The sequence below is a fragment of the Streptomyces hiroshimensis genome, assembly GCF_014650335.1.
Taxonomy (GTDB): Bacteria; Actinomycetota; Actinomycetes; order Streptomycetales; family Streptomycetaceae; genus Streptomyces; species Streptomyces hiroshimensis.
Window position 1 is genome coordinate 394,711 of sequence record NZ_BMUT01000006.1, and the last position, 25,789, is coordinate 420,499.

Consider the following 25,789-nt stretch of genomic DNA (forward strand, 5'->3'; position numbering starts at 1 on the left):
AACGGAATGGATTTCTATCGTCGGCGACGTGCCATCACGTACCGAACCTTCGCTGCGGATCGCCGTGCTCGCCGACTCCGACACCCGGTGGAAATGGGGGGCGCTCACCGCGCACCGCCTCGCCCCGGGCGCACGGCTCGACGGCCGCCTCCTGAGGGGTCGCGCGACCCCCACCGCCCGCCAGCTCACCGAGGTGGGCGTGGCCGCGGCGGAGATCGGCGAGGTCACCGGGACGGAATTCGTCCGCTCGGCCGGCCGCGACCGGTACGACGTCGTCGTGCTCGCCTGCGTCGGCGGCGCCGTCCAGGCCATGCTGCACGGCCTCGCCGCGGCCTGGGAAGGCGACCCCGAACCCCGCAGGCCCGTCGTGGTGACCGGCTACGTGGGCGTCGTCTACGAGAAGCTCACCGACGGGCTGCTGCTGCGCCACGGCGCGGACCTCGTCCTCGCCAACTCCCCGCACGACGCGGACCGTTTCCGCGAGGTCTACGAGGGGGTGGGCGCGGACGCGGACTGCGTCACCGAGTGGGCGCTGCCGTTCCTCGGTGACCGGGCTGGCCGGGCTGACCGGGCCGACCGGCACGACGCCGCCACCCGCGATCAAGTGCGGCCGTTCACCGTCGTGTTCGCCGCCCAGCCCTCCGTGCCGGAGAGCCGTGCCGACCGCGTCTACCTGCTGCGGCGCGCCGTCGCGCACGCCCGGGCGCACCCGGCGCGCGAGGTGCTCATCAAACTCCGCAGCAAGCCCGGGGAACACACCACACACATCGAGGAACTCCCGTACCAGAAGCTCGCCCTGCGCCTGCCCGGCGGACTCCCTCCCAACTGCCGCCTGGTCTACGGGCACATGGGGGACGTCCTCGACCGCACCGACCTCCTGGTCACCGTGAGTTCCACCGCGGCCCTGGAGTCCCTCCACCGCGGGATCCCCACCGCCGTCCTCACCGACCTCGGCATCCGCGAGGCCCTCGGCAACCACCACTTCCTCGGCTCGGGGTGCCTAGCCTCCTGGGACCGGCTCGACGCAGGCCACCTGCCCGAGGCCGATCCGGAGTGGGCCGCCCGCCAGGGCGTCCCCTCCGACGGCTACGAATCCGGCTCCGGCCCGGGCTACGGCTCCGGCCCGGGCTACGGCTCCGGCCCGGGCTCGGGATCCGGCCCTGCCTCCGGCTCCGGCCCCGGCCCCAGCTCCGGCTCCGGGGAGGCCGTCTTCGCCGCCGCCCGGCAGCGCGTCGCGGACCTCGCGGCCCGGCCCGTCCTCCCGCCCCTCGCCCCGTACTACACCGCAGCCACCGCACCCGGGTACCTCCCCGCCGTCCTCGCCCGCCACGGCCTCGACCACCGGGGCCGGCCCCTTCCCGGCCGGGCGGGAGCACCCCGCGAGGAGAGCGCCCTGCGCCGCGCGGGCCGCGCCGCCCTGCGCGACGCGGCCCGCGGCGCCTACCGCCACGGCGTCCAGCGGGTGGCTCCGCTGATCCGCCGAGCGGGGGAGCTGTGACCGCCGAAGCCCACGCCCCGAACACCACGAACACTCCGAACACCACGAACAACCCGAACACCCGGAACACCCGGAACACCCGGAACACCCGGAACACCCGGAACACCCGGAACACCCGGAACACCCGGATACGCAAGGAGCCCGTCATGCAAGCCGCCCCGGCCGTCCTGGCCGTCATCCCCGCCCGCGGCGGGTCCAAGGGCGTCCCCGCGAAGAACCTCGCGGCCGTCGGGGGCGTGCCCCTCGTGGCCCGCGCGGTCCGCGCGTGCCGTGCCTCCCGCCTCGTCACCGACGTCGTCGTCTCCACCGACGACCCCGGCATCGCGGCCACCGCGCGCAGCGCCGGAGCCGTCGTCGTCCAGCGCCCCGCGACGATCGCAGGGGACACGGCCACCAGCGAGGCGGCCGTGCTGCACGCGATGGACGCGTACGAGGCGCTGTACGGCACCGGGGTCGGCACGGTCCTGCTGGTGCAGTGCACGAGCCCGTTCCTGACCGGCGGGGACGTCGACGGCGTGGCCGCGGCGGTCGTCGAAGGGGGCGCGGACAGCGCGCTGACGGTGGCGCCCTTCCACGGCTTCGTGTGGCGCGAGGGCGAGGGGGCGGAGGGGGGTGCAGGAAGCGGCGTCAACCACGACAAGGCCCACCGCCCCCGCCGCCAGGACCGCCCCCAGGACCTCCTGGAGACCGGCGCCGCCTACGCCATGCGCGCCGACGGCTTCCGGGCCGCCCGGCACCGCTTCTTCGGCCGCACCGAGCTCGTCCGCTCCGAGGCCGCCCGCGTCCTGGAGATCGACGACCCGCACGACCTCGACCGCGCCCGCGCCCTCGCGCCCCTCCTCGACGGCCCCGACCCCGCCGCCCGCCCCACGCGCGCCGACATCGACGCCGTCGTCATGGACTTCGACGGCACCCAGACCGACGACCGCGTCCTCATCGACGCCGACGGCCGCGAACTCGTCGCCGTCCACCGCGGCGACGGCCTCGGCATCGCCGCCCTGCGCCGCGCCGGGCTCGCCCTGCTCATCCTCTCCACCGAGGCCAACGCCGTCGTCGCCGCCCGCGGACGCAAGCTGCGCGTGCCCGTCCTGCACGGCGTCGACCGCAAGGACCGCGCGCTCAAGCAGTGGTGCGAGGAGCAGGGCGTCGCACCCGACCGCGTGCTCTACGTCGGCAACGACGTCAACGACCTCTCCTGCCTCGGGCTCGTCGGCTGGCCGGTCGCCGTGGCGGACGCCCACGACACCGTGCGCGGCGCGGCCCGGGCCGTCACCGCCGCGCGCGGCGGCAGCGGCGCCCTGCGCGAGATCGCCACCTGGCTGCTGGGCCCCGGCCTGGCCACGCCCTGAGCCCGCCGGGACGCACGACCCCGGCCCGTCAGGGTTCACGACCTCCCCTCCCGTCCCCGTACCGCGAAGGAACCGCCCCGCATGAACTCCCTGAGCCCCCTGAACTCCCTGAGCTCCGTGCTCACCGCCCCGTACGCCCCCGTCCGGACCCTCGGCGCCAAGACGGCCGGCCCCGGCCACCCCGTCTACGTCACCGGCGAGATCGGCATCAACCACAACGGCGACCTGGACAACGCCTTCGCCCTCATCGACGCCGCCGCCGACGCGGGCTGCGACGCCGTCAAGTTCCAGAAGCGCACCCCCGAGATCTGCACGCCCCGCGACCAGTGGGACATCGAGCGCGACACACCCTGGGGCCGGATGCGCTACATCGACTACCGCCACCGGGTGGAGTTCGGCGAGGACGAGTACCGCGCCATCGACGCCCACTGCCGCGAGCGCGGCATCGACTGGTTCGCCTCGCCCTGGGACACCGAGGCCGTCGCCTTCCTGGAGAAGTTCGACGTCCCCGCCCACAAGGTGGCCTCCGCCTCCCTCACCGACGACGAGCTCCTGCGCGCCCTGCGCGCCACCGGCCGCACGGTGATCCTCTCCACCGGGATGTCCACCCCGAAGCAGATCCGGCACGCCGTCGAGGTGCTCGGCAGCGAGAACATCCTGCTCTGCCACGCCACCTCCACCTACCCGGCCAAGGCCGCCGAGCTCAACCTGCGGGTGATCCACACCCTCCGCGCCGAGTACCCCAACGTGCCGATCGGCTACTCCGGCCACGAGACGGGCCTGCAGACCACCCTCGCCGCCGTCGCCCTCGGCGCCTCCTTCGTCGAGCGCCACATCACCCTCGACCGCGCCATGTGGGGCTCGGACCAGGCGGCCTCCGTCGAGCCGGGCGGGCTGGCGCGGCTCGTGCGCGACATCCGCGTCGTCGAGGAGTCCCTCGGCGACGGCGTGAAGCGCGTCTACGACAGCGAGCTCGGCCCGATGCGCAAGCTGCGCCGGGTCGCGGGCGTCGTCGCCGAGGCCGGCGACCGCGAGCCGGCCACGGTCTGACGGGCCCCAGGTGACCCCGAGCCCCGCCCCCGAGGGCGGCCCCGAACCGGGTCCACGGGCCCGCCCGCCGGGCTCACGAGCGACCCCGAGCGCCGCCGAGGGCGGCCTTGCGCCGGGCCTACGGGCCCGACGGGCGCCTCACTCCCGCCGCGCCGGCCGCCGCGCCGGCGAGCAACCACTCACCACGCCACCGGCGGCGCCGAAACCACCGGATGCCGTTCCGGCGCCGGAAGCCGTTCCGGCACCGCCGGACACCGCCGTGGAGGCCGATCGCCGTCGCGGCGGCACGAAGGAGCGGAGCCCGGGACACGACAGTGCCGGCCCCGCCCAAGGCGAGCCGACGGCCTCGCCGGAGCCCGCCCCCACCCCCGCCCGCCCCCGCACCCTCGCCTTCGTCGAGAGCCCCGTTCAGCTCCTCAACGTTCTCGAATGGGCGTACGTGACGGGGGTGGGCGAGCGCCGGGCCCGGCCGGCCTCCACGGCCCGTCGCCCCGGTCCGCCCCTGGCGTGCGGCGTCCCCCGGCAGCCCGGGCCGCGCGATCAGGACGCCGCCGCCGGCCCCGGCTCGTCGCCCGTCCGCCCCGAACCCACCGGCCTCCTCGTCGTCGTCCTCGCGCCCCACGACCCGATGTCGCGCGGCCAGCTGCGCCGGATGGCCGAGCTCGCCCGCGATCAGGGCCACGACGTGCGCTGGGAAGAGGCGCGGGGCGGGCCGACGGCGCCGGTGGCCACGGTCGGCGGCCTCGCGGGCGCGCTGCGCCGGGCGCACCGGATCGTGATCGGCGACCCGTTCTCGCGCTACGTACAGCTGCTGCTGACGATCACCCGCGCCCGGGAGCTGGTGGTGGTGGACGACGGCACGGCCACCATGGAGTTCGTCGCCCAACTCGGCCGGGGCGAAAGCCTTGTACGGTGGCACCGGCGCGGCAGTAGAGGGGCGCGCGATCTCCTCTTCGCGCCGGTCTCTGCTTCAGCGCGCCGGATGCTCACGCCCAACGATCGCCGGAGCGTAGAGGTGTTCACCTCGATGCCGGTCGAACCGCCACCCGGCGTACACGTCAAGGCCAACGACTTCGCCTGGACGCGCGCGGCCTTCGGCCCGCCCCGGCTCACCGGGGGCACGGACCTCGTGGGCACCTCCCTGGTGGAGACGGGGGTCGTCGACCCCGATCGCTATCTGGAGGCCGTCGCCTCCCTCGCCCGCGCCCACGGCGCCACCCGCTACTTCGCCCACCGCCGCGAGAGCGCGGAGAAGCTGCGCCGGATAGCGGACACGGTGGGGCTGGAAGTCGTACGGCCCGAACTCCCGCTGGAGATCGTCGCCCGCCGCGGCCCCGTCGGCCGCACCGTCCTGAGCTTCCCCTCGACCGTCGTGCACACGCTGCCGCTGGCCCTCGCGGGCACCGGGATCACCGTCGCGGTCTGCGACATCGACCCCGTTTGGCTCACCGAGCACGCCTCGCCTCGGGCGGAGGGATTCCTGGCCGAGGTGACGGACACGGCCCGGGATGTGCGGCGACTTCCGGCCAGCCCGCTGACCGCTCCCTGAGCCGTAAAGACTGGTCATACCCCTCAAGTGAGCCATCCATGCGGCTGAACTTTTCTTGATCGGGGGGCAGTTGCCCCGGTAAGGGCTCTACTCTTCCCTGCGTGAACCATCTGATGCCTTGCGACGCCGGGACTGCCACTTCTCAGGGGACGGGCGAGGGGGTGCTCGCCGGTACGCTCCCCCCGGGGCTGCGCGACGAACTCATCGCGTTCCGGCGGGATTTGCACATGCACCCCGAGCTGGGCAACCGCGAGTTCCGGACCACCGCGGCCGTCAAGGCGAGACTGCAGCGGGCGGGCCTCTCCCCGCGGACGCTGTCCACGGGCACGGGGCTGTTCTGCGACATCGGGCGGGAGCCGGGCGTGCCCGCCCAGCCCATGCTGGCGATCCGCGCCGATCTGGACGCCCTGCCCATCCCGGACACCAAGACGGTCCCGTACCGCTCGACGGTCCCCAGGATGGCGCACGCCTGCGGCCATGACGTGCACACCACCGCCGCCCTCGGCGCCGGCCTGGTCCTGGCCGACCTCGCCGAGCAGGGCCTGCTGCCCAACCCCGTGCGGCTGATCTTCCAGCCCGCCGAGGAGGTGCTGCCCGGCGGCGCCCTCGACGCCATCGAGTGCGGCGCCCTGGACGGTGTCGGCAAGATCATCGCGGTGCACTGCGACCCCAAGGTCGAGGTCGGCCGCATCGGCCTGCGGCAGGGCGCCATCACCTCCGCCTGCGACCGGCTGGAGGTCACCCTGGCCGGCCCCGGCGGCCACACCGCCCGCCCCCACTTCACCACCGACCTGGTGACCGCCGCGGCCCGCATCGCCATCGACGTGCCCGCGGTGCTGGCCCGCCGGGTGGACGCCCGCTCGGGCCTCTCCCTCACCTGGGGCCGGATGGAGACGGGGCACGCCCCCAATGTGATCCCGCAGCACGCCGAGCTCTCCGGCACCGTCCGCTGCCTCGACCTGCACGCCTGGCGGGACGCGCCGGATCTGGTGCACGCCGCGATCGACGAGGTCGCGGCGCTCCACCGGGCCAAGTCGGAGATCAATTACGTCCGCGGGGTGCCCCCGGTGGTCAACGACCCCGAGGTCACCGGCCTGCTGCGGCGCGCCATGGCCGCCCGCCGCGGCCCCTCCTCCGTCGAGGACACCGAGCAGAGCCTGGGCGGCGAGGACTTCTCCTGGTATCTGGAGCACGTGCCCGGCGCGATGGCCCGTCTGGGCGTCCGCCCGGTGGGTGACACGACCCGGCGTGACCTGCATTGCGGTGATTTCGACGTGGATGAGGGGGCCATCACCGCGGGCGTCGAGCTCTTCACCGCCGCCGCATTGCTGGATGGACGCCGGATTTAGCTGTAGTCGACACCGGATTGTGGGGGCGTTGTGCGGGCGTTGTGAGCGCGTATTGCTTGCACATTGGCGTGCATATACGGGCCTCTTGATGCCGGGCCGGGTCCGGATTGAGCGTTGCAGGTCACGTTGTACGTAAAACCTGGCCGATCGGGGCCAGATCACGTTGTACGTAAAACCCATCGGGGGCGTCGACGGCCGATCCCAGGCGTCACCGGGCCGGATGCGCGTATCCCCGACGCAATCGGGTCAATAGTGGTTCGCGACGATCCGATAACGGCTTTGATGTACCCCTTTTCAGTCCATCTACGCGCGTTACGATTCCGGCGTCCAGCGCCAATGGAGGCGCTTCGAGTGAAGGGGCCCCTCGTGCGCCGGGTATCCACAATCACTGCCGCGGGTATCACCACCGCAGCTCTCGCGTTCACCCTCACCGCCTGTGGTGAGTCCTCCACCGAATCCGGTGGCGGCAGCAGCAGCAAGGGTGTCGGTCTCGCCTTCGACGTCGGTGGTCGTGACGACCACTCCTTCAACGAGTCCGCTGCTCGTGGCCTGGACAAGGCCGAGAAGGAGCTGGGCGTCAAGGGCAAGATGATGACCGCCAAGAACGGCGAGACCGAGGCCGAGCGCGAGCAGCGCCTCAGCTCCCTCGCCGACGCGGGTTACAACCCGGTCATCGGCGTGGGCTTCAACTACGCGAAGTCGATCGAGAAGGTCGCCAAGGACTTCCCGAAGACCAACTTCGCGATTGTCGACTCGGTCGTTCAGGGTCCGAACGTCGACAGCATCACCTTCGGTGAGCACGAGGGCTCCTACCTCGCGGGTGTCGCCGCGGCCCTGAAGTCCAAGACCAACAAGGTCGGCTTCATCGGCGGCGTGGACAACGAGCTGATCAAGAAGTTCCAGGCGGGCTTCGAGCAGGGCGCGAAGGCCACGAACCCGAAGATCGAGGTCACCTCCGAGTACCTCGGCAGCAGCGACAAGGGCTTCAACGACCCGGCGGCCGCCAAGGACAAGGCCAAGGGCATGCTCGACCGTGACATCGACGTGATCTACACGGCGGCCGGCCTCTCCGGCAACGGCTCCATCGAGGCCGTCTCCGGCAAGAAGGACGCCTGGGCCATCGGTGTCGACTCCGACCAGTACCAGCAGCCGGGTCTGGCCAAGTACAAGGACCACATCCTCACCTCGGTCGTGAAGAACGTGGACGTCGCGGTCTTCGACATGATCAAGAGCGTCAAGGACGGCAAGCCGCTGACCGGCACGCACCCGTACCTGCTCAAGGACGGCGGCGTCTCGCTGGCCACCTCGGGCGGCTTCATCGACGACATCAAGGCCAAGATCGAGGAAGCGAAGAAGAGCATCGTCGACGGCAAGGTCCAGGTCAAGACCACCCCGTGACCCGGTGCCGGTCCTGACCGGCACCAGCCCGGCCGGTCCCCGCGACCGGCCGGACCGCAAGGCCGCGGGCCCGGCGGAGAGAGGACCTCTCCACCGGGCCCGTAGACACGCCCCCGGCCCTCGGCCGGGGGCACTGCGGCCAACGCTACGCGCGTAGCGTCCCGTTAACGCGTGTAGCGTCGCCCCCGCCCCACGGAGCTCATCCCGGTCCCCGCCCGGGCGGTTCCTCTTCTTCCTCCCGCTCCCTTCCCCGAGGAGAGTGCGCCATCAAAGCGTCCACCAGTACCGAAGCCGAAGGTACGCAGGCCCCCGCAGTAGAACTCGAGGGCATCACCAAGCGGTTCCCCGGTGTCGTGGCCAACCACGACATCCGCCTCACGGTCCGCCGCGGCACCGTCCACGCCCTCTGCGGCGAGAACGGCGCGGGCAAGTCCACCCTGATGAAGATCCTCTACGGCATGCAGAAGCCGGACGAGGGCACCATCACGCTCGACGGCGAGCAGGTCACCCTGCACAGCCCGAGCGATGCCATCGCGCGCGGCATCGGCATGGTGCACCAGCACTTCATGCTCGCCGACAACCTCACCGTCCTGGAGAACGTCGTCCTGGGCGCCGAGAAGCTGCACGGCATCGGCGGCAAGGCCCGCGCGAAGATCAAGGAGATCTCCGACGCGTACGGCCTGGGCGTGCGCCCCGACGTCCTCGTGGAGGACCTCGGCGTCGCCGACCGCCAGCGCGTGGAGATCCTCAAGGTCCTCTACCGCGGCGCCCGCACGCTGATCCTCGACGAGCCGACCGCCGTCCTCGTCCCGCAGGAGGTCGACGCGCTGTTCGACAACCTGCGCGAGCTCAAGTCCGAGGGCCTCACGGTCATCTTCATCTCGCACAAGCTCGGCGAGGTGCTCTCCGTCGCGGACGACATCACCGTCATCCGCCGCGGCACCACCGTCGGCACCGCGGTCCCCAGCGAGACCACCCCCAAGCAGCTCGCCGAGCTGATGGTCGGCAGCGAGCTGCCCTCGCCGGAGACCCGCGAGTCGACGGTCACCGACGTCGAGATGCTGAAGGTGGACGGCCTGCACCTGTCGGCGACCGACCCCGACGGCGTGGTCCGCGCGGTCCTCGACGGCATCTCCCTGACCATCCACAAGGGCGAGGTCCTGGGCATCGCCGGTGTGGAGGGCAACGGCCAGGCCGAGCTCGTCGAGGCCATCATGGGCATGCGCGACCCCGACGGGGGCACGATCACCCTGGACGGCGCCGACATCAGCCACGTGGCGACGCGCAAGCGGCGCGAGAGCGGCATCGGCTACGTCCCCGAGGACCGCCACCGCCACGGCCTGCTGCTGGAAGCCCCGCTGTGGGAGAACCGCATCCTCGGCCACGTCACCGAGAAGCCCAACAGCAAGCGCGGCGTCCTCGACAACAAGGCCGCCCGCACCGACACCGAGCGCATCGTGCGCGAGTACGACGTGCGCACGCCCGGCATCGAGGTCACCGCGGCCTCCCTGTCCGGCGGCAACCAGCAGAAGCTGATCGTCGGCCGCGAGATGAGCCACGCGCCCAAGCTGCTCATCGCCGCGCACCCCACGCGGGGCGTGGACGTCGGTGCGCAGGCGCAGATCTGGGACCAGATCCGCGAGGCGCGCCACGAGGGCCTGGCGGTGCTGCTGATCTCCGCCGACCTGGACGAGCTGATCGGGCTCTCCGACACCCTGCGGGTGATGTTCCGCGGCCGCCTGGTCGCCGACGCCGACCCCGCCACGATCACCCCGGAGGAGTTGGGCTCGGCCATGACCGGCGCCGCAACCGGCCACCTCGAGCACACCGAGGACGGCGAAGAGACCGCCACCGGCGGCGAAGAGGCCGCTGAAGAGACCGCTGAAGAGAACGCCACCGACGAGGCCGCGGGGGAGGGTGACGAGAAGTGAAGAAGTTCGACAAGAACAAGGTGATCCTGGGCTTCGCCGCCCCGGTCCTGGCCATCGTGGCCGCCCTGGTGCTCACCTCGATCATCATCGCCGCCACCGGCAAGGACCCGTTCCACGCCTTCGAGGTGATGGTCGACTACGGCTCGAAGAGCGACAGCCAGGTCTGGATCATCAACAAGGCCACCCCGTACTACCTGTCCGCGCTGGCCGTCGCCATCGGCTTCCGGATGAACCTCTTCAACATCGGCGTCGACGGCCAGTACCGCATCGCGGCCTTCTTCGCCGCCGTCGTCGGTGGTGCGCTCACGCTCCCCGGCATCATCCAGATCCCGATCATCATCATCGTCGCGATGCTGGTGGGCGCCCTCTGGGCGGGCATCGCCGGTCTGCTGAAGACGACCCGGGGCGTCAGCGAGGTGATCAGCACGATCATGCTGAACGCCATCGGCGCCTCGGTCATCGCCTACTTCCTGAAGGACGGCCGTCTCGCGGAGAAGGAGGGCAACCTGGTCCACACGCCCTACCTGCCCGACGCCGCGCACTTCTTCGAGATCCCGACCACGCCCAAGCCGATCTACGGCTTCGTGGTCGTCGCGGCGCTGGCCGGCATCGCCTACTGGTTCGTGCTCGGCCGCACCCGCTTCGGCTTCGACCTGCGCACCGTGGGCCAGTCCGAGTCCGCCGCCCACGCCTCCGGCGTGAGCGTCAAGCGCATGGTGATCACCGCCATGCTGCTCTCGGGCGCCATGGCCGGCCTCGTCGGCATGCCGACCCTGCTCGGCGTCTCGTACAACTACGGCACCGACTTCCCCACCGGCATCGGCTTCACCGGTATCGCCATCGCGCTCCTGGGCCGTAACCACCCCATCGGCATGGTGGCCGGTGCGCTGCTCTGGGGCTTCCTCGACCGCACCAGCACCCAGCTGGAGTTCGAGGGCTACGCCCAGGAGGTCGTCGGCGTGATGCAGGGCGTCATCGTCCTGTGCGTCGTCATCGCCTACGAGATCGTGCGCCGGTACGGCCTCAAGATGCAGCAGCGCAAGGTCGGCGAGGAGCTCGCCGCCCAGGCCCGTAAGAGCGACAAGGCGGAGGTTTCCGCGTGAGTACGACCTTCACCGCCGCGGTCTCCAACGCACTCAGCGGCAAGAACAAGCCCGGACGGCGCAAGCTCTCCTACCCCGTCGTCCTGCTGATCATCGCGGGCGCCGTGCTCCTGCTCTCCGCCCTGCGGGCGATCACGGGCGCCCATGACCTGACCTCCTCCGGTCAGTACGGCTCCGCCCTCGCCGCCGCCGTGCCGATCGGCCTCGCCGGTCTGGCCGGTCTGTGGTCCGAGCGCGCGGGCGTCGTCAACATCGGCCTCGAAGGCATGATGATGCTCGGCACCTTCTGTGCCGGCTGGATCGGCTGGCAGCACGGCCCCTGGGCCGCGGCGCTCGCCGGCGTCATCGGCGGCGCCCTCGGCGGCCTCGTGCACGCCGTCGCCACGGTCACCTTCGGCGTCGACCAGATCATCTCCGGCGTGGCCATGAACATCCTGGCGCTCGGTGTCACGCAGTACCTCGCCAAGCTGTGGTTCGGCGCGGAGGGCAGCGCGGCCCAGCAGGCGGGCGGCAACGACAAGCAGTCGCCCGTCATGGACAACATGCCGGACTTCTCCGTCCCCGGCCTGTCCGGCTGGCTCGGCGACATCGAGAAGCACCACTGGTTCGTCGTCTCCGACGTCGCCGGCATGGTCCGCGGCCTGACCACCGGCGTCTCGTGGCTGACGATCGTCGCCGGTCTGCTCTTCGTCCTCACCTTCTACGTGCTGTGGCGCTCGGCCTTCGGCCTGCGTCTGCGCTCGTGCGGTGAGAGCCCGGTGGCCGCCGAGTCCCTCGGCGTCAACGTCTACACGTACAAGTACGCGGCCGTGGTCGTCTCCGGCGCCCTCGCGGGCCTCGGCGGCGCGTTCCTCGCCATCGGCACGCACATGTACTCCGACGGCCAGACCGCCGGCCGCGGTTACATCGGTCTCGCGACCATGATCTCCGGCAACTGGCGGCCGGGCGGCGTGGCCATGAGCGCCGGCCTGTTCGGCTTCATGGACAGCCTCCAGCTGCGCGCCGGCGGCCCGACCGTCCACGCGCTGCTGCTGCTCCTGGCCGTGCTGCTGATCGGCTTCGCCGCGTGGCGGCTCAAGGCCGGCAAGGTGCAGGCCGCGGTCATCGCCGGTGTGATCGGCGCCCTGCTGGTCGTCTGGTACGTCACGACCGACACCGTGCCGCTGGAGCTCGTCGTCGCGACTCCCTACCTGGCGACGCTGCTCGTCCTGTCGGTGTCCTCGCAGCGCCTGCGAATGCCCAAGGCGAACGGCAAGCCCTACCGGAAGGGCCAAGGAAAGTGACCTCTTCCCCCAACTGGGAGGAGCTGCGCGGGCAGGCCCGGGACGCGATGTCCCGGGCCTACGCCCCGTACTCCGACTTCCCCGTCGGCGCGGCGGCCCTCGTGGACGACGGCCGCACCGTGACCGGCTGCAACGTGGAGAACGCGGCCTACGGCGTCGCCCTGTGCGCCGAGTGCGGGCTGGTCTCCGAGCTGTTCGCCACGGGCGGCGGCCGGCTCGTGGCCTTCACCTGCTGCGACCGGCACGGCAACGTCCTCATGCCCTGCGGGCGCTGCCGCCAGCTCCTGTGGGAGCACGGCGGCCCCGAGCTGGCCGTGGACACGACCACCGGCATCCGCCCGCTGGCGGAACTCCTGCCGGATGCGTTTGGGCCTGCTGACCTGAATCGTTAAAGATGTCCCCAAGCGCCGGAGGGGTTGCCGATGCAACCCCTCCGGGTCACTTTCCGGCCCCGGGAAGACCTGAGGACTACGAACTTAAGGAAAATGTGCTGATGGACGCCATTTCCGTGATCCGCGCCAAGCGCGACCGCGCCCGTCTGACCGACGAGCAGATCGACTGGGTCATCGACGCGTACACCCGCGGCGAGGTCGCCGACGAGCAGATGTCCGCGCTCGCGATGGCCATCCTGCTCAACGGCATGGACCGGGCCGAGATCGCCCGCTGGACCGCCGCGATGATCAAGTCCGGCGAGCGCATGGACTTCTCGTCCCTGCCCGTGCCGACCTCGGACAAGCACTCCACGGGTGGCGTCGGCGACAAGATCACGCTGCCGCTGGCCCCCCTCGTCGCGGCCTGCGGCGCGGCCGTCCCGCAGCTGTCCGGCCGCGGCCTCGGCCACACGGGCGGCACGCTCGACAAGCTGGAGTCCATCCCGGGCTGGCGCGCCCTGCTCTCGAACGACGAGATGATGGACGTCCTGCGCAACGTCGGCTCCGTCATCTGCGCCGCGGGCGACGGCCTGGCCCCTGCCGACAAGAAGCTCTACGCCCTGCGCGACGTGACCGGCACGGTCGAGGCGATCCCGCTGATCGCGTCCTCCATCATGTCGAAGAAGATCGCCGAGGGCACGGGCTCGCTCGTCCTGGACGTGAAGGTCGGCTCCGGCGCCTTCATGAAGAACATCGAGGACGCGCGCGAGCTCGCCTCCACGATGGTGGGCCTGGGCACGGACCACGGCGTCAAGACCGTGGCCCTCCTGACGGACATGTCCACCCCGCTCGGCCTCACCGCGGGCAACGCCCTTGAGGTCCGCGAGTCGGTCGAGGTCCTCGCGGGCGGCGGCCCGGCGGACGTCGTCGAGCTGACCATCGCCCTGGCCCGCGAGATGCTCGACGCGGCCGGCATCAAGGACGCCGACCCGGCCAAGGCCCTGCGCGACGGCACCGCCATGGACCACTGGCGCCGCATGATCCAGGCCCAGGGCGGCGACCCGGACGCGACGCTGCCGGTGGCCCGCGAGCAGCACGTCGTGAAGGCGACCGCCTCCGGCGTCCTCACCAAGCTGGACGCCTACGCCGTCGGCGTCTCCGCCTGGCGCCTCGGCGCGGGCCGCGCCCGCAAGGAGGACCCGGTGCAGTTCGGTGCGGGCATCGAGATGCACGCCAAGCCGGGCGAGAAGGTCACCGAGGGCCAGCCCCTGATGACCCTCCACACGGACACCCCGGAGAAGTTCGACTACGCGCTGGCCGCGCTGGACGGCGGCGTCGAGATCGCCCCGGCGGGCACGGACTTCACGGCGAACCCGATCGTGCTGGACCGCATCGCGTAAGTGCCGTCACGCCGGTACTGAGAAAAGCCCCCGCTTCGGCGGGGGCTTTTCTTTTTATCCCACCCCGGATATCCCAGGCGCGCCACTCGTCCGAGTGAAGTTCTTGCGCCACCCCTGGTTGAGGTTGACGCGCGGCAGTGTCCTGAACGCGTCGCCGTAAAACATGTGCCGAATATCTGAACGTCTGACCGCCCGAACCGCCGAACAGTCAACTCCTCGGAAAGGAAGGGAAGATGAGCAGAAACAGGCTCACCGTCGTATCGGCCCTCGCGCTGACCGCAGCGGGGCTCCTCGTGGCCGCCGCCGGAACGGCTCAGGCAGGCGCCTACGACGACATCAACATGCAGAAGCAGGAAAAGACCCAGTGGTGCTGGGACGCCTCGGGCAACACCATCGCCGCGTACTGGGGCTACAACTACACCCAGACCCAGTTCTGCGACCTCGCCCATGCCGCGACCGGCGTCAGCTGCGCCAACCAGCCGGCCACGCTCGGCGACATGGCGGGCGCCTGGGGGCGCATGGGCTTCAGCAACACCGGTACGGGAGTGAGCAGCTCGCTGTCGTTCAACGAGGTCTCCAACGAGGTCAACGCCGGCCGGCCCATGGGCGTGCGCATCGGGTGGACGTCCGGCGGCGGCCACATGAACGTCGTCTACGGCTACGACGAGTCGGACAACACCATCGGCGTCGGCGACCCGTGGCCGGACACCCAGACGTACACGTGGTGGAAGTACGCCGACTACGTCAGCAACAGCTCGTTCAAGTGGACGCACAGCCGCGAGAAGATCACGGGCTGAGGAGGAGCATCATGCGTGACACCGGAAAGCCCCGCACACGCAAGGCCGCTCGCCTCTCCCTCGGCCTGGCCCTGGGCGCGTCGGCGCTGCTGACCGCGGCGACCGGGCCGGCCCTCGCCGCCCCCGCCCCCGTCGACATCCCCGACTACCAGGCGGCCCTGGACGCGGTGAGGTCGCAGGCCACCCACAACGCCGTCTGCCGGTTCCTCAGCGTGCCGCTGCCGGACGGCGGCCCCCGCGGAGCCCAGACGATCCCCGCCCGGACCGACCCGTGCGAGGGCGTGCCGTCCTTCACCGTCAAGCTCCCGGCCGCGCTGAACGAGATCACCCCGGCCTTCGCCGCCGGCACGGCCAGACCTGTCCTCGCCGAAGCGCTCCGGATCGCCTACGTGGTCTCCCCGGTCAGCCCCGACAGCGGCAGCGGGCGCAGCGCGACCGTCCTGCTGGCCGCCACCCAGGGCGGCGGATGGCACCTGGCCGGCGTGCGCGAGAGCGACAGCGACGGCACCTACCCCACCAAGGGGGCCCTGGGGGCCACGGTGTTCTCCGAACCGCAGCTCCACGCCTGGTACCAGCTGAAGCTCGACGGCACCGTCGAGCCCCTCAACGACGCGGCCAAGGCCGGCCTCGACGGCCGCACGTCGGTGTCCCTGGCCGACTACCAGAACCTGGTGAAGGGCCGCTACGCCGACAAGCAGCCGGGCTCGGAGTACGACACGAAGGGCTTCTCCAGCGGCTTCCGGCCCACCGCCCCGGCCCACGACGCCTCGTCCCCGGCCCCGCTGATCATCGGCGGCTCCACCGCGGCGCTCGCCCTGGCGGGCGGCACCTTCGCCCTCCGGCGCCGCCGCCGGGCGATGTGATCGCCGGGTGACCTACTCGTACGGGTGAACGGGGCCGGCGGACTTCCGCCGGCTCCGTTTCGTGTGCACCTTGTCTGATGACCCGATGGAGTGAGCGGAACCGTTGTCATGTCGACCCCGTATATCCCGTGTCAGACTGCGGGCATGACGCAGCGCGCTCTCCGCCTCACGGCGGCCGTCACGCATGAGGACGACTGGTACGTGGCCCGTTGCCTCGATGTCGAGGTGACAAGCCAAGGCGAAACGATCGAGGAAGCGCTGGACAATCTGCGCGAGGCGCTTGAGCTCTTCTTCGAGGACGAGCCGGTGCCCGAAGTGCACGATGTCATCACCGCTCCGGTCGAGGTCCGGGTCGCATGACCCCGGCCCTGCCGCGCGGGCTCTCGGGCATGCAGATCGCGAAGGCACTTGGGCGAGGCGGGTTCGAGCATGTCTCCACACGAGGCAGTCATGCCGAGTACCGCGCCGGTGACCGTACGGTGATCGTGCCACTGCACCCCGACCTTGCGCCGGGCACTCTGCGTTCCATCCTCCGGCAGGCCGACTGGAACATCGACAAGTTGCTGGATCACCTGTAGCGGGTTGGCTCAGATGACGAAAGGGGCCGTTTCCCCGCCAGGACAGGTGGCGGGGAAACGGCCCCTCCGGGTCCGTACGGCCGCCGGGCTACGCCCGGACGGCCGCCTCGCGGCGGCGTTCCACGAGCGCCCGCCGCGTCGCGTACAGCGTGATCGACGCCGCGCCCACCATCGCCAGCAGGCCCAGCACCACCGTGCCGTCCCAGCCCCCCGCGCCGAAGGCGAGCGCGCCGAGCGTGCCGCCGACCGACGAGCCCAGGTAGTACGCCGTCTGGTAGAGGGCCGACGCCTGGGCGCGGCCCGTCTTCGCGGCGCGGCTCACCGAGGACGACGCCACCGCGTGGCCCGCGAAGAAGCCCGCCGTGATGAGGACCAGGCCCGCCAGGACCGCGAGCAGCGACGACGACAGCGACAGCAGCAGGCCCAGCGTCGTCGTGCCCACCGCCAGGTAGAGCGCCCCGCGGCGGCCCAGCCGGCCGACCAGCTTGCCGGCCGCGGCCGACGACGCCGTACCGACCAGGTAGATCAGGAAGATCGAGCCCACGACGCCCTGCGGGAGGGAGAAGGGCGCCTCCGCCAGCCGGTAGCCGATCACGGTGTAGACCGCGCCGAAGACCGTCATGAACAGCGCGCCGATCGCGTACAGGCGGCGCAGCAGCGGGTCGGAGAGGTGCCCGCCCACCGTCCGGGCCAGGCCGCGGGCCGAGACCGCCGCCGGCTTGAAGTGCCGCGCCTTCGGGATCATCACCCGGAACGTCACCGCGCACACCACCGCGAGCGCACCCACCGCGGCCAGGCCCGCCCGCCAGCCCCACGCCTGGGCCACCCAGCCCGCGAGGATGCGGCCGGTCATGCCGCCGATGCTGTTGCCCGCCACGAACAGACCGATCGCGCCGACCAGCGCCTTCGGCCGGACCTCCTCCGCGAGGTAGGCCATCGCCGACGCCGGTACCCCGGCCAGCGCCGCGCCCTGCACCGCGCGCAGCGCGACCAGCCAGCCCAGGCTCGGCGCGAGCGGCACGAGCAGGGCCACGAACGCGGCCACACACAGCGAGGCGGTCATCATCGTGCGGCGCCCGAAGCGCTCGGAGAGGGCGCTGAGCGGGATGACCGCGAGGGCGAGCCCGCCCGTCGCGGCGGAGACCGTCCAGCTGGCCTGATCGGCCGTCACTCCGAGGCCGGCGGAGATGGCCGGCAGCAGTGCCTGCGTGGAGTAGAGGAGGGCGAAGGTGGCGATGCCCGCGGCGAAGAGGGCGAAGCTCATCCGGCGGTAGCCGGGGCCGCCCGGATCCAGCCGGGTGTCATCGTCGGTCGAGTGAGTGAAGTGAAGGGACGACAGAGCAGAGGCACCCGAGCGCACGATGACGCTGGATGCCCCGGTATCGGCAGGAGGCATGCCAAAACCGTAGGCAGCCTGGGCTGATGCGTCCAATGCACAGAATGGCGATAATCGATCCTGTGTTGCATGAGTACAGGTCACGGCGGTCCTTGTCACCGGCCGGCAACGAAAAAGACATCCCCGTAACAGCCGATGTCGAGGCCGATTCGTGGGCGGTCGCCCTCACGCCGCGGCTCGCGCAGTTCGTCGCCGTCGCCCGGCACGAGCACGTCACGCGCGCCGCGCAGCAGCTCGGCATGCCGCAGTCCACGCTCAGCCGCTCGATGGCCCGCCTCGAAGACGACCTGGGCGTCGCCCTGTTCGCCCGCCACGGGCGCACCGTCTCCCTGACCGCGGCCGGCCGCACCTTCCTCGCCACCTGCGAGCGCGCCCTGTCCGAGGTCGACCGCGCCGCGGAATCCGTACGGGCGGACGCCGACCCCGCCGCCGGCAAGGTCGCCTTCGGCTTCCTGCACACCCTCGGCTCCGAGACCGTACCCGAGCTCATCCGCGCCTTCCGCGCCGACCATCCGCGCGTCCGCTTCCAGCTCGTGCAGAACTACGGCGAGTCCATGCTGCAGCGGCTGCGCGACGGCGAGCTCGACCTGTGCCTCACCTCGCCCGTGCCCGACGCGCCGGACCTCGTCTCCCGCCGCCTGGACGAGCAGAAGCTGCGCCTCGTCGTCCCCGACGACCACCCCCTCGCCTCCCGCAAGCGCATCCGCCTCGCGGAGGCCGCCTCCGAGCTCTTCGTCACCCTCGAACCGGGGTACGGGCTGCGGCGCATCACCGACGCCGTGTGCGCGGAGGCCGGGTTCACCCCGAAGATCGCCTTCGAGGGCGAGGAGGCGGAGACGCTCCGCGGCCTTGTGGCCGCGGGCCTCGGAGTGGCCCTCCTGCCCCCGCCGGCCGTCCCGCGGCCCGGCGTCGCCGAACTGACGGTCACGGCGCCGCGCGCGTTCCGCGAGATCGGGGTGGCGTGGCTGGACGGCCACCCCGACACGCCGCCGGTGGCGGCGTTCAAACGGTTCCTGCTGTCGCGCAGGGGGCAACTGCTGCCCCGCTGATCCGCGACCGCCCCCGGACCGGCGGTGCCGAACACGCATGGCCCCGCGAAGCGGACCCGCGGTGCCGAACCGCCCTCAATACCCCAGACTCGCCCCGAAGCCGGAGGCGAGCGGCATGCGCAGGCCCAGCGGCGGCGGAGCCGCCAGGGCGTCCGCGACCGGGCGGGCGAAGTGGTGGCCGAAGAGGGCGCCGCGGACGAAGTCGGCCGCCAGGGCCTGGACTTCCGCGCGGTGCTGCCGCAGGCCGTGCCCGTCCGAGTGGACCTCGAAGCGGCACACGTCGCGGTTGACCTTCTTCGCCCGCTGGGCGAGGCGGAACGACAGGTCCGGGTCCGTGCGCTCGTCGTTGGTGCCGTGGACGATCAGCACGCGCCGCCCGCACAGCTGCCGTACCGGATCGGGCTCCGGGAGGAGCGCCGGTTCCGGCAGCCAGGGGGCGATCGCCAGGACCGAGGTCACCGCCGGATGCCCCGCGGCGAGGAGCGCGGCCCGGCCGCCCATGCCGGTGCCGATCAGGCAGACCGGCACGTCGCCGTAGCGCCGCACCACCTCGTCCGCCGCCCACTCCGCATCCCGCACCGGGTCGGCCGCCGAACCGTTCCACCCGCGCCGCCGGTAGTGGACGACGTGCGTGACCAGCCCCTCCTCCGTGCTCGCCCGGGCCAGCCGGCGGGCCAGCGGCCGCTGCGCCGCGAGGGTCAGCGCGGAGGGCTTCCCGGTGCCCTCGGCGCGGCCGCCGGGGAGCAGCAGCACCACGCCGTGCACCGTGCGCCCGGCACCGAGCGGCTTCCCCAGCCGCGCCGTGGGCGGCGCCGTATCCCGCTTCTCCCGCGGGGGATTGGGCCGTCCGTGCGTTCCTTCCGGGTCCCGCTGAGGCAACGCTTGCTGAGCCATGGCAGAAACGATGGCAGAAGGACCGGTGGTGTCCACCCCGCCGACGGGTCACCGTTCCGTATCGTTCGCCGATATCTACGCGCGTAGGGGCTAGAGTGCCGAAATGACGACCGAGACCATCTCCCAACCGAACCCCGAACAGATCCGTCGCGCCCCCAAGGTCCTGCTGCACGATCACCTGGACGGCGGACTGCGCCCGGGCACGATCGTGGACCTCGCCCGTGAGACGGGCTACACCGGTCTTCCGGAGACCGACGCGGACAAGCTGGGCGTCTGGTTCCGCGAGGCGGCCGACTCCGGCTCGCTGGAGCGCTACCTGGAGACCTTCGCGCACACCTGCGCCGTGATGCAGACCCGTGACGCCCTCGTCCGGGTCGCCGCGGAGTGCGCCGAGGACCTGGCCGAGGACGGCGTCGTCTATGCCGAGGTGCGCTACGCACCGGAGCAGCACCTGGAGGCGGGCCTCACCCTCGAAGAGGTCGTGGAGGCCGTCAACGAGGGCTTCCGCGAGGGCGAGCGCCGCGCGAAGGCGAGCGGCCACCGCATCCGCGTGGGGGCGATGCTGACCGCCATGCGGCACGCCGCCCGCGCCCTGGAGATCGCCGAACTCGCCAACCGCTACCGCGACTCCGGCGTCGTCGGCTTCGACATCGCGGGCGCCGAGGCGGGCTTCCCTCCCACCCGTCACCTGGATGCGTTCGAGTACCTCAAGCGCGAGAACAACCACTTCACCATCCACGCGGGTGAGGCGTTCGGCCTGCCGTCGATCTGGCAGGCGCTGCAGTGGTGCGGCGCGGACCGCCTCGGTCACGGCGTCCGCATCATCGACGACATCGAGATCGGCGAGGACGGCAAGGTCAAGCTGGGCCGGCTCGCCTCCTACGTCCGGGACAAGCGCATTCCGCTGGAGATGTGCCCCACCTCGAACCTGCAGACCGGCGCGGCCAGCTCGTACGAAGAGCACCCGGTCGGACTGCTCCGTAAACTGCATTTCCGGGCGACCATCAACACCGATAATCGCCTGATGAGCGGCACCAGCATGAGCCGGGAATTCGAGCACCTGGTGAAGGCCTTCGGCTACACGCTGGACGACATGCAGTGGTTCACCGTCAACGCGATGAAGTCCGCATTCATCCCATTCGATGAACGTCTGGCCATGATCAACGACGTGATCAAGCCGGGTTACGCCGAGCTCAAGTCGGAATGGCTCTTCCAGTAGGCCCGTACGGGCCCTTTCTGACCAGCGAAGTTTTCACCGGCCGCAACGGACGGTGAATCCGCGGGGAATACCGTGCAACGGCCGGGACTTTCGGGTCCCGGCCGTGTCACTGATTGCGGCGGCCGGGAAGTCGCGGCTAGGTTTCAGTGCCGCTCAAGAATCCCCCGTCGCGAGGACAGAATTCAGATGAAGCTCGGAACCTTCAGGACTCTCGGTGCCGCCGCCCTCGGAGTCGCCTTCGCCGCCGCCGCGGCGGGGAGCGCGCAGGCGGCCGGCAGCGCCGGTGCCGTCGAATCGCTCACGACCACCGCCCGCACCACGACGGCGGGACTGCCCATCCAGCAGGTCGCCCAGGTCGCCCCCGCGGGCGGGCCGGTCGTCTCCGCGGCGGACCGCGCGATCCAGAGCGGTGTGCTGACGGCCCCGGCCCAGGCCGTGGACCGGGCCGTGGCGCCGCAGCTCCCGACGCAGGACCTCGCGCCGAAGAGCGCGACCAAGGCCGCCCCGGCCACGACCACCGCCCTGCCGACCGAGAACAAGGGCAACGGCGGCCTGCTGGCCCCGCTGTCCGGGCTGCCGCTCGGCAGCCTGCCCATCAACGGCATCGGCTGATCCCCGCGAGCCGTCCCGCTCGCAGGAGCCGTACGACGGCGGGCCGTCTCCCGGAACCGATGTCCGGGAGACGGTCCGCCGTTTTGCATACAGGAAGCTTTTATCAGGGACGCTTACCGGGAATTCCTACCGGTCATGCCGGGAACCCCTACCGGGAATTCCTACCAGGAGTGCGCGGCCCCGCCGTGGCCCTGGTGCGCGTTCTCCGAGGGCAGCAGGATCCACAGCGCGATGTAGAGCAGGAACTGCGGGCCGGGCAGCAGGCACGAGAGCAGGAAGATCACCCGCATCGTCGTGCGGGACATTCCGAAGCGCTCGGCCAGACCGGCGCACACCCCGGCGATCATCCTGTGGTTGCGGGGACGGACCAGCTTGGCGGACATGACGGCGACTCCTCGTCTCAACGGGGGACCGATACGGCGCGGGAACGTTTTTCCCGTCTCTCCCGTCGGCTTCCCGATGACTCCACGTTATGTCCGCGGGCCCGGCCGGAACGTCGGCCTACGGGGCGATCCCGACCCTGGGGATCGTAGGGGTGACACCCTGAGGGGTCTCCTCCCGTCGTATGGGCTCCGGCCGCGGTCCCTCACTCCTGCGACGGAGACGGGCCCTCACCGCAGGGACGACGGCCAGGTGCACGGCCGCCACCCCCGTCACGTTCAGCAGCAGCGCATCCACGTCCAGCACCTGGCCCACGACACCGCTCTGCACCACCTGCAGCGCCAGCGACACCATCGCGCTGGTGAAGACGGTGCGGGTCAGCGAGCCCAGCGACGACGCCGCCAGCCGGCCCCTGGCCCAGGGCAGCAGCACCCCCAGCGGGGCCAGCGGCAGCACCCCGGCCCCTATGGCCCGCGTGGCCTCCCACGGCCCGAGGGCGAGGTCGGCACGGATCGTGGCCAGCGGCTCCAGGTGCGCGGCGGACACCCAGGGCACCGTCAGCGGGCGCAGGGCGAGCCACACCACCGCCAGCAGATGGGCGAAGAGCAACACGCAGCCCGCGACGCGGTAGCGGTATCGGAGGGCGGGCGCGCCGCCGTAACCATGACCCTGCACGCCCCACATGACGCGGTGCGCCGGTCGCACGGTTCCGGCCGACGGCGACGGAGAGTGGCGACGGAGCGCGGACACGGAGCGTCACCGGTGAATGCGGAGCCCGTGGGCCCGCCGTGGCCCTAGGAGACGGGGGTTCCCGTGATGTCCGCGCTGTCGGGGTGCACCCTGAGCTCGTCGGTGCAGGCGTAGCTCTTGGGGCGCTCTCCGGACGGCCCGCCGAGGATCACCGACCGCTTGCCGTCGGCCGCGGCCGTCCCGGCGTATGTGCACACGAGCTGGGCCAGGCCGACCTGCGGGAGCTCGCCCGGCTCCCGGGCGAGCCGCAGCGTCCCTGCGGGGTCGCCGGGCCTGGGCCCGGCGACGGTCAGCCGCTGCGGCACGGCCGTGGACATCCCCGCCCCGGCCTCCTCGTTCGAGGGCGCCTTGCGCAGCTCCTCCAGCAGCACACGGGCGACGGCCACGCTGTCCTCGGAGGTCTCGGCCACCGCACGCGTGACGGGCACCAGCTGAGAGGTGCACTCCAGCTGGACGGTCACGGTCGCGGCGCCCGAGGGGATGGCGGGCTCGGGCCGTACGACGCACGAGGCACGCGAGGGCGCGCCGCCCGCGTCCACCGGCACGGCGGTGCCGCGGATGCCGCACGCCGTGGCCGAGCCCAGCAGGGCGAGGGCCAGGGCGGTGCTGCGCAGGGTCTTTCTCACTGCCCGCCCTTCCCGTTCTTCCCGGTCTTTCCGCTCTTCGAGGTCTTTGCGCTCTTCGCGTTCTTCCCGTCCGCCGTCCCGTCCGCGCCGTCCCGCTCCCCGGCCGGCTGCTCCTCCAGGCCCGAGACGTCCCGCGGCAGGGTCAGGGTGAAGACCGCGCCGCCCTCGGGGGAGTTGGCCGCGGTGATCTCGCCGCCGTGGATGTGGGCGTTCTCCAGGGCGATGGACAGGCCGAGGCCGCTGCCCTCCGACCGCGGCCGGGACGCGCTCGCCTTGTAGAAGCGGTCGAAGACGTGCGGCAGCACGTCCTCGGGGATGCCGGGGCCGTGGTCGCGTACGTCGATGCGCAGGGCGTCGTCCTCGGTGCGCACCGAGACGCGCACCGGCGAGCCGCCGTGCTTGAGGGCGTTGCCGATGAGGTTGGCCAGGATGACGTCCAGGCGCCGCGGGTCGAGCCGGGCCACGATGCCGCGCTCGGCGTCCAGCTCGACGGCGTCCAGCCAGGCGCGGGCGTCGATGCAGGCGGTGACCTGGTCGGCGACGTCGACGTCGTCCAGCACGAGCCGGGCCGTGCCCGCGTCGAAGCGGGTGACCTCCATCAGATTCTCCACCAGGTCGTTCAGCCTGCGGGTCTCGCTCACCACGAGCTGCACCGCCGGGGCGATCATCGGGTCGAGGTTGTCCGCCTCGTCCTCCAGCACCTCCGTCACGGCCGTGATCGCCGTGAGCGGGGTCCGCAGCTCGTGCGACATGTCGGCGACGAAGCGGCGGCTGGCCGCCTCCCGGGCGCTGAGCTCCTCGACGCGCTTCTCCAGCGACTCCGCGGTCTTGTTGAAGGTGCGCGACAGGTCCGCCAGCTCGTCCGTGCCCGACACGCGCAGCCGGGTGTCCAGCTTGCCCTCGCCGAGCCTGCGGGCGGCGTCGCCGAGCCGCTGCACGGGCCGCAGCACGGTCGACGCGGCGGCCTGCGCGAGCAGCGCCGAGCCGATCAGCGCCAGGCCCGTGGCGATGCCCAGCGACCAGGCCAGCGAATTGAGGTCTTCGCGCTCGTTCTCCAGGGACTTCAGCAGATAGCCCGTCGGGCCGCCGCCGATCACCTTCGCGCCGCCCACCAGATACGGCTTGCCGTCCAGCGTGATGCGCTGCCAGTACAGGTGGTACGCGTACCGGTTGGAGTCGTCCACACGCCGCTCGCGGCCCACGGCCGCCTGCAGGGACTTCGGCACGACCTTGAGCGAGAACAGATCGCGGTCGGAGGGCGCGGCGCAGGCCCGGCCGCCCTCGCCGCTGTCGATCAGCAGCACCTCGTACTTCTGCGACGTGGCCGCCATCCGCTCGGCCGCCGCCTGCAGCTCCTGGCAGGTCGGCCCGAGCGGCAGCGTGCCGGTGTTGTCCTGCAGGGACTTGCGGAAGTCGTCGAGGGCCGCGTCCTGGGTGCGGGTGAGCACCGCGTCGCGGTTGAGCCAGTAGGCGATGGCGGACGCGGAGACGGCTGCGGCCAGGGCGACCAGGGCGAAGACGAGCATCAGCCGCAGCCGCAGGCTTATCCAGCGCAGGCTGAGCTTCATCACGTTACGGGCGGCCGCCCAGCGTCGTACGCGTCCGGTCACTGCGGGGCGTCCAGGCGGTAGCCGACGCCGCGCACGGTGCGGATCAGGGTCGGGGACGACGGGACGTCCTCGACCTTGGCCCGCAGCCGCTGCACACAGGCGTCGACCAGCCGGGAGTCGCCGAGGTAGTCGTGTTCCCAGACCAGCCGCAGCAGCTGCTGGCGGGAGAGGGCCTGGCCGGGCCGGCGGCTGAGCTCCAGCAGCAGCCGCAGCTCGGTCGGCGTGAGCTGGAGCTCCTCGCCGTTCTTGGTGACCGTCATCGCGGAGCGGTCGATGACCAGCGAGCCGAATGCGGCCGAGTCGTTGGTCTCGCGCTCGCCGCGGCGCAGCACCGCACGGATCCGGGCGTCCAGCACCCGGCCCTGCACGGGCTTGACCACATAGTCGTCGGCGCCGGACTCCAGGCCCACCACCACGTCGATGTCGTCGCTGCGCGCGGTGAGCAGGATGATCGGCAGCTGGTCGGTGCGGCGGATCCGCCGGCACACCTCGAAACCGTCGATACCGGGCAGCATCACATCCAGCACGATCAGATCCGGCCGCTGCTCGCGCAGCAGTTTCAGGCCGTCCTCGCCCGTCGCCGCGGTCATCACGCGGTGACCTTGGCGGGACAGGGAGAACTCCAGAGCCGTGCGGATGGCGTCGTCGTCCTCGATCAGCAACAGGGAAGGCACGGTGGTCATTCTGGCCTACGTCAGGCAGGTAGTTCGACCGCCGCCCTCCGCGCACAGCC

Annotated in this window: 25 protein-coding genes; 18 read left to right on the forward strand and 7 right to left on the reverse strand. The window is 71.8% G+C overall.

The window, feature by feature from the left end:
• Positions 1 to 28: 28 nt before the first annotated feature.
• The 15 genes from IE241_RS16785 to IE241_RS16855 all read left to right on the forward strand — a co-directional run bounded on the left by IE241_RS16785 (position 29) and on the right by IE241_RS16855 (position 16,519).
• On the forward strand, positions 29 to 1,498 hold the full coding sequence (locus tag IE241_RS16785; RefSeq protein ID WP_190022532.1) for a DUF6716 putative glycosyltransferase: 1,470 nt from the start codon (positions 29 to 31) through the stop codon (positions 1,496 to 1,498).
• Between the two features lie 146 nt (positions 1,499 to 1,644).
• Positions 1,645 to 2,847 (forward strand): acylneuraminate cytidylyltransferase, encoded by a 1,203-nt coding sequence (locus IE241_RS16790; protein WP_190022533.1) that lies wholly within the window; start codon positions 1,645 to 1,647, stop codon positions 2,845 to 2,847.
• Positions 2,848 to 2,928: 81 nt separating this feature from the next.
• Entirely contained in the window at positions 2,929 to 3,897 is a 969-nt protein-coding gene (locus IE241_RS16795; RefSeq protein ID WP_190022534.1) for an N-acetylneuraminate synthase family protein, read from the forward strand.
• A gap of 259 nt (positions 3,898 to 4,156) precedes the next feature.
• Complete coding sequence (locus IE241_RS16800) at positions 4,157 to 5,446, forward strand: hypothetical protein (protein ID WP_229899350.1); 1,290 nt, start codon at positions 4,157 to 4,159, stop codon at positions 5,444 to 5,446.
• Between the two features lie 113 nt (positions 5,447 to 5,559).
• On the forward strand, positions 5,560 to 6,795 hold the full coding sequence (locus IE241_RS16805; RefSeq protein WP_190022597.1) for an amidohydrolase: 1,236 nt from the start codon (positions 5,560 to 5,562) through the stop codon (positions 6,793 to 6,795).
• 366 nt (positions 6,796 to 7,161) lie between these two features.
• Positions 7,162 to 8,193 (forward strand): BMP family lipoprotein, encoded by a 1,032-nt coding sequence (locus tag IE241_RS16810; RefSeq protein ID WP_190022535.1) that lies wholly within the window; start codon positions 7,162 to 7,164, stop codon positions 8,191 to 8,193.
• 266 nt (positions 8,194 to 8,459) lie between these two features.
• Positions 8,460 to 10,124, forward strand: a complete 1,665-nt coding sequence (locus IE241_RS16815; RefSeq protein WP_190022598.1) for an ABC transporter ATP-binding protein — start codon at positions 8,460 to 8,462, stop codon at positions 10,122 to 10,124.
• Entirely contained in the window at positions 10,121 to 11,227 is a 1,107-nt protein-coding gene (locus IE241_RS16820) for an ABC transporter permease (protein ID WP_190022536.1), read from the forward strand. Before IE241_RS16815 ends, IE241_RS16820 begins: the two co-directional genes overlap by 4 nt.
• Positions 11,224 to 12,510 carry an ABC transporter permease gene (locus IE241_RS16825; protein ID WP_190022537.1) on the forward strand — a complete coding sequence of 429 codons (1,287 nt, stop codon included), beginning with the start codon at positions 11,224 to 11,226 and terminating at the stop codon, positions 12,508 to 12,510. Before IE241_RS16820 ends, IE241_RS16825 begins: the two co-directional genes overlap by 4 nt.
• Positions 12,507 to 12,902: a cytidine deaminase gene (locus IE241_RS16830; protein WP_190022538.1), complete on the forward strand. Its 396-nt coding sequence runs from the start codon at positions 12,507 to 12,509 to the stop codon at positions 12,900 to 12,902. Before IE241_RS16825 ends, IE241_RS16830 begins: the two co-directional genes overlap by 4 nt.
• A gap of 95 nt (positions 12,903 to 12,997) precedes the next feature.
• Positions 12,998 to 14,281 carry a thymidine phosphorylase gene (locus IE241_RS16835; protein WP_190022539.1) on the forward strand — a complete coding sequence of 428 codons (1,284 nt, stop codon included), beginning with the start codon at positions 12,998 to 13,000 and terminating at the stop codon, positions 14,279 to 14,281.
• Between the two features lie 233 nt (positions 14,282 to 14,514).
• A complete protein-coding gene (locus IE241_RS16840) occupies positions 14,515 to 15,078 on the forward strand; it encodes a papain-like cysteine protease family protein (protein WP_190022540.1) in 564 nt (187 codons plus the stop codon).
• 11 nt (positions 15,079 to 15,089) lie between these two features.
• Entirely contained in the window at positions 15,090 to 15,941 is an 852-nt protein-coding gene (locus IE241_RS16845; RefSeq protein WP_190022541.1) for a hypothetical protein, read from the forward strand.
• Between the two features lie 144 nt (positions 15,942 to 16,085).
• Positions 16,086 to 16,301 (forward strand): type II toxin-antitoxin system HicB family antitoxin, encoded by a 216-nt coding sequence (locus IE241_RS16850; protein WP_190022542.1) that lies wholly within the window; start codon positions 16,086 to 16,088, stop codon positions 16,299 to 16,301.
• Positions 16,298 to 16,519 carry a type II toxin-antitoxin system HicA family toxin gene (locus IE241_RS16855; protein WP_190022543.1) on the forward strand — a complete coding sequence of 74 codons (222 nt, stop codon included), beginning with the start codon at positions 16,298 to 16,300 and terminating at the stop codon, positions 16,517 to 16,519. Before IE241_RS16850 ends, IE241_RS16855 begins: the two co-directional genes overlap by 4 nt.
• An 88-nt stretch (positions 16,520 to 16,607) precedes the next feature.
• On the opposite strand, the gene IE241_RS16860 is transcribed toward IE241_RS16855, so the two are convergent.
• On the reverse strand, positions 16,608 to 17,915 hold the full coding sequence (locus IE241_RS16860; RefSeq protein ID WP_190022544.1) for an MFS transporter: 1,308 nt from the start codon (positions 17,913 to 17,915) through the stop codon (positions 16,608 to 16,610).
• Between the two features lie 35 nt (positions 17,916 to 17,950).
• On the opposite strand from IE241_RS16860, the gene IE241_RS16865 reads away from it, so the two are divergent.
• Positions 17,951 to 18,964, forward strand: a complete 1,014-nt coding sequence (locus IE241_RS16865; protein ID WP_373300701.1) for a LysR family transcriptional regulator — start codon at positions 17,951 to 17,953, stop codon at positions 18,962 to 18,964.
• Positions 18,965 to 19,039: 75 nt separating this feature from the next.
• Here IE241_RS16865 and IE241_RS16870 read toward each other — a convergent pair whose 3' ends face one another.
• On the reverse strand, positions 19,040 to 19,858 hold the full coding sequence (locus IE241_RS16870; RefSeq protein WP_229899352.1) for an alpha/beta hydrolase: 819 nt from the start codon (positions 19,856 to 19,858) through the stop codon (positions 19,040 to 19,042).
• Positions 19,859 to 19,961: 103 nt separating this feature from the next.
• On the opposite strand from IE241_RS16870, the gene IE241_RS16875 reads away from it, so the two are divergent.
• Both IE241_RS16875 and IE241_RS16880 read left to right on the forward strand, forming a co-directional pair.
• Entirely contained in the window at positions 19,962 to 21,077 is a 1,116-nt protein-coding gene (locus IE241_RS16875) for an adenosine deaminase (protein ID WP_190022546.1), read from the forward strand.
• A 186-nt stretch (positions 21,078 to 21,263) separates the two neighbouring features.
• Entirely contained in the window at positions 21,264 to 21,689 is a 426-nt protein-coding gene (locus IE241_RS16880) for a hypothetical protein (RefSeq protein ID WP_190022547.1), read from the forward strand.
• Between the two features lie 161 nt (positions 21,690 to 21,850).
• Here the strand turns inward: IE241_RS16880 and IE241_RS16885 are convergent, their stop codons facing one another.
• From IE241_RS16885 to afsQ1, 5 genes are all read right to left on the reverse strand, one after another.
• Positions 21,851 to 22,072, reverse strand: a complete 222-nt coding sequence (locus tag IE241_RS16885; RefSeq protein WP_190022548.1) for a PspC domain-containing protein — start codon at positions 22,070 to 22,072, stop codon at positions 21,851 to 21,853.
• Positions 22,073 to 22,190: 118 nt separating this feature from the next.
• Positions 22,191 to 22,745, reverse strand: coding sequence for a VanZ family protein (locus tag IE241_RS16890; RefSeq protein ID WP_373300702.1), 555 nt, complete (start codon positions 22,743 to 22,745; stop codon positions 22,191 to 22,193).
• A 119-nt stretch (positions 22,746 to 22,864) separates the two neighbouring features.
• A complete protein-coding gene (locus IE241_RS16895) occupies positions 22,865 to 23,446 on the reverse strand; it encodes a hypothetical protein (protein WP_229899354.1) in 582 nt (193 codons plus the stop codon).
• Entirely contained in the window at positions 23,443 to 25,155 is a 1,713-nt protein-coding gene (locus IE241_RS16900; RefSeq protein ID WP_444545149.1) for an ATP-binding protein, read from the reverse strand. Before IE241_RS16900 ends, IE241_RS16895 begins: the two co-directional genes overlap by 4 nt.
• A complete protein-coding gene (afsQ1, locus tag IE241_RS16905) occupies positions 25,053 to 25,730 on the reverse strand; it encodes a two-component system response regulator AfsQ1 (protein ID WP_190022549.1) in 678 nt (225 codons plus the stop codon). Before afsQ1 ends, IE241_RS16900 begins: the two co-directional genes overlap by 103 nt.
• Positions 25,731 to 25,789: the final 59 nt, after the last annotated feature.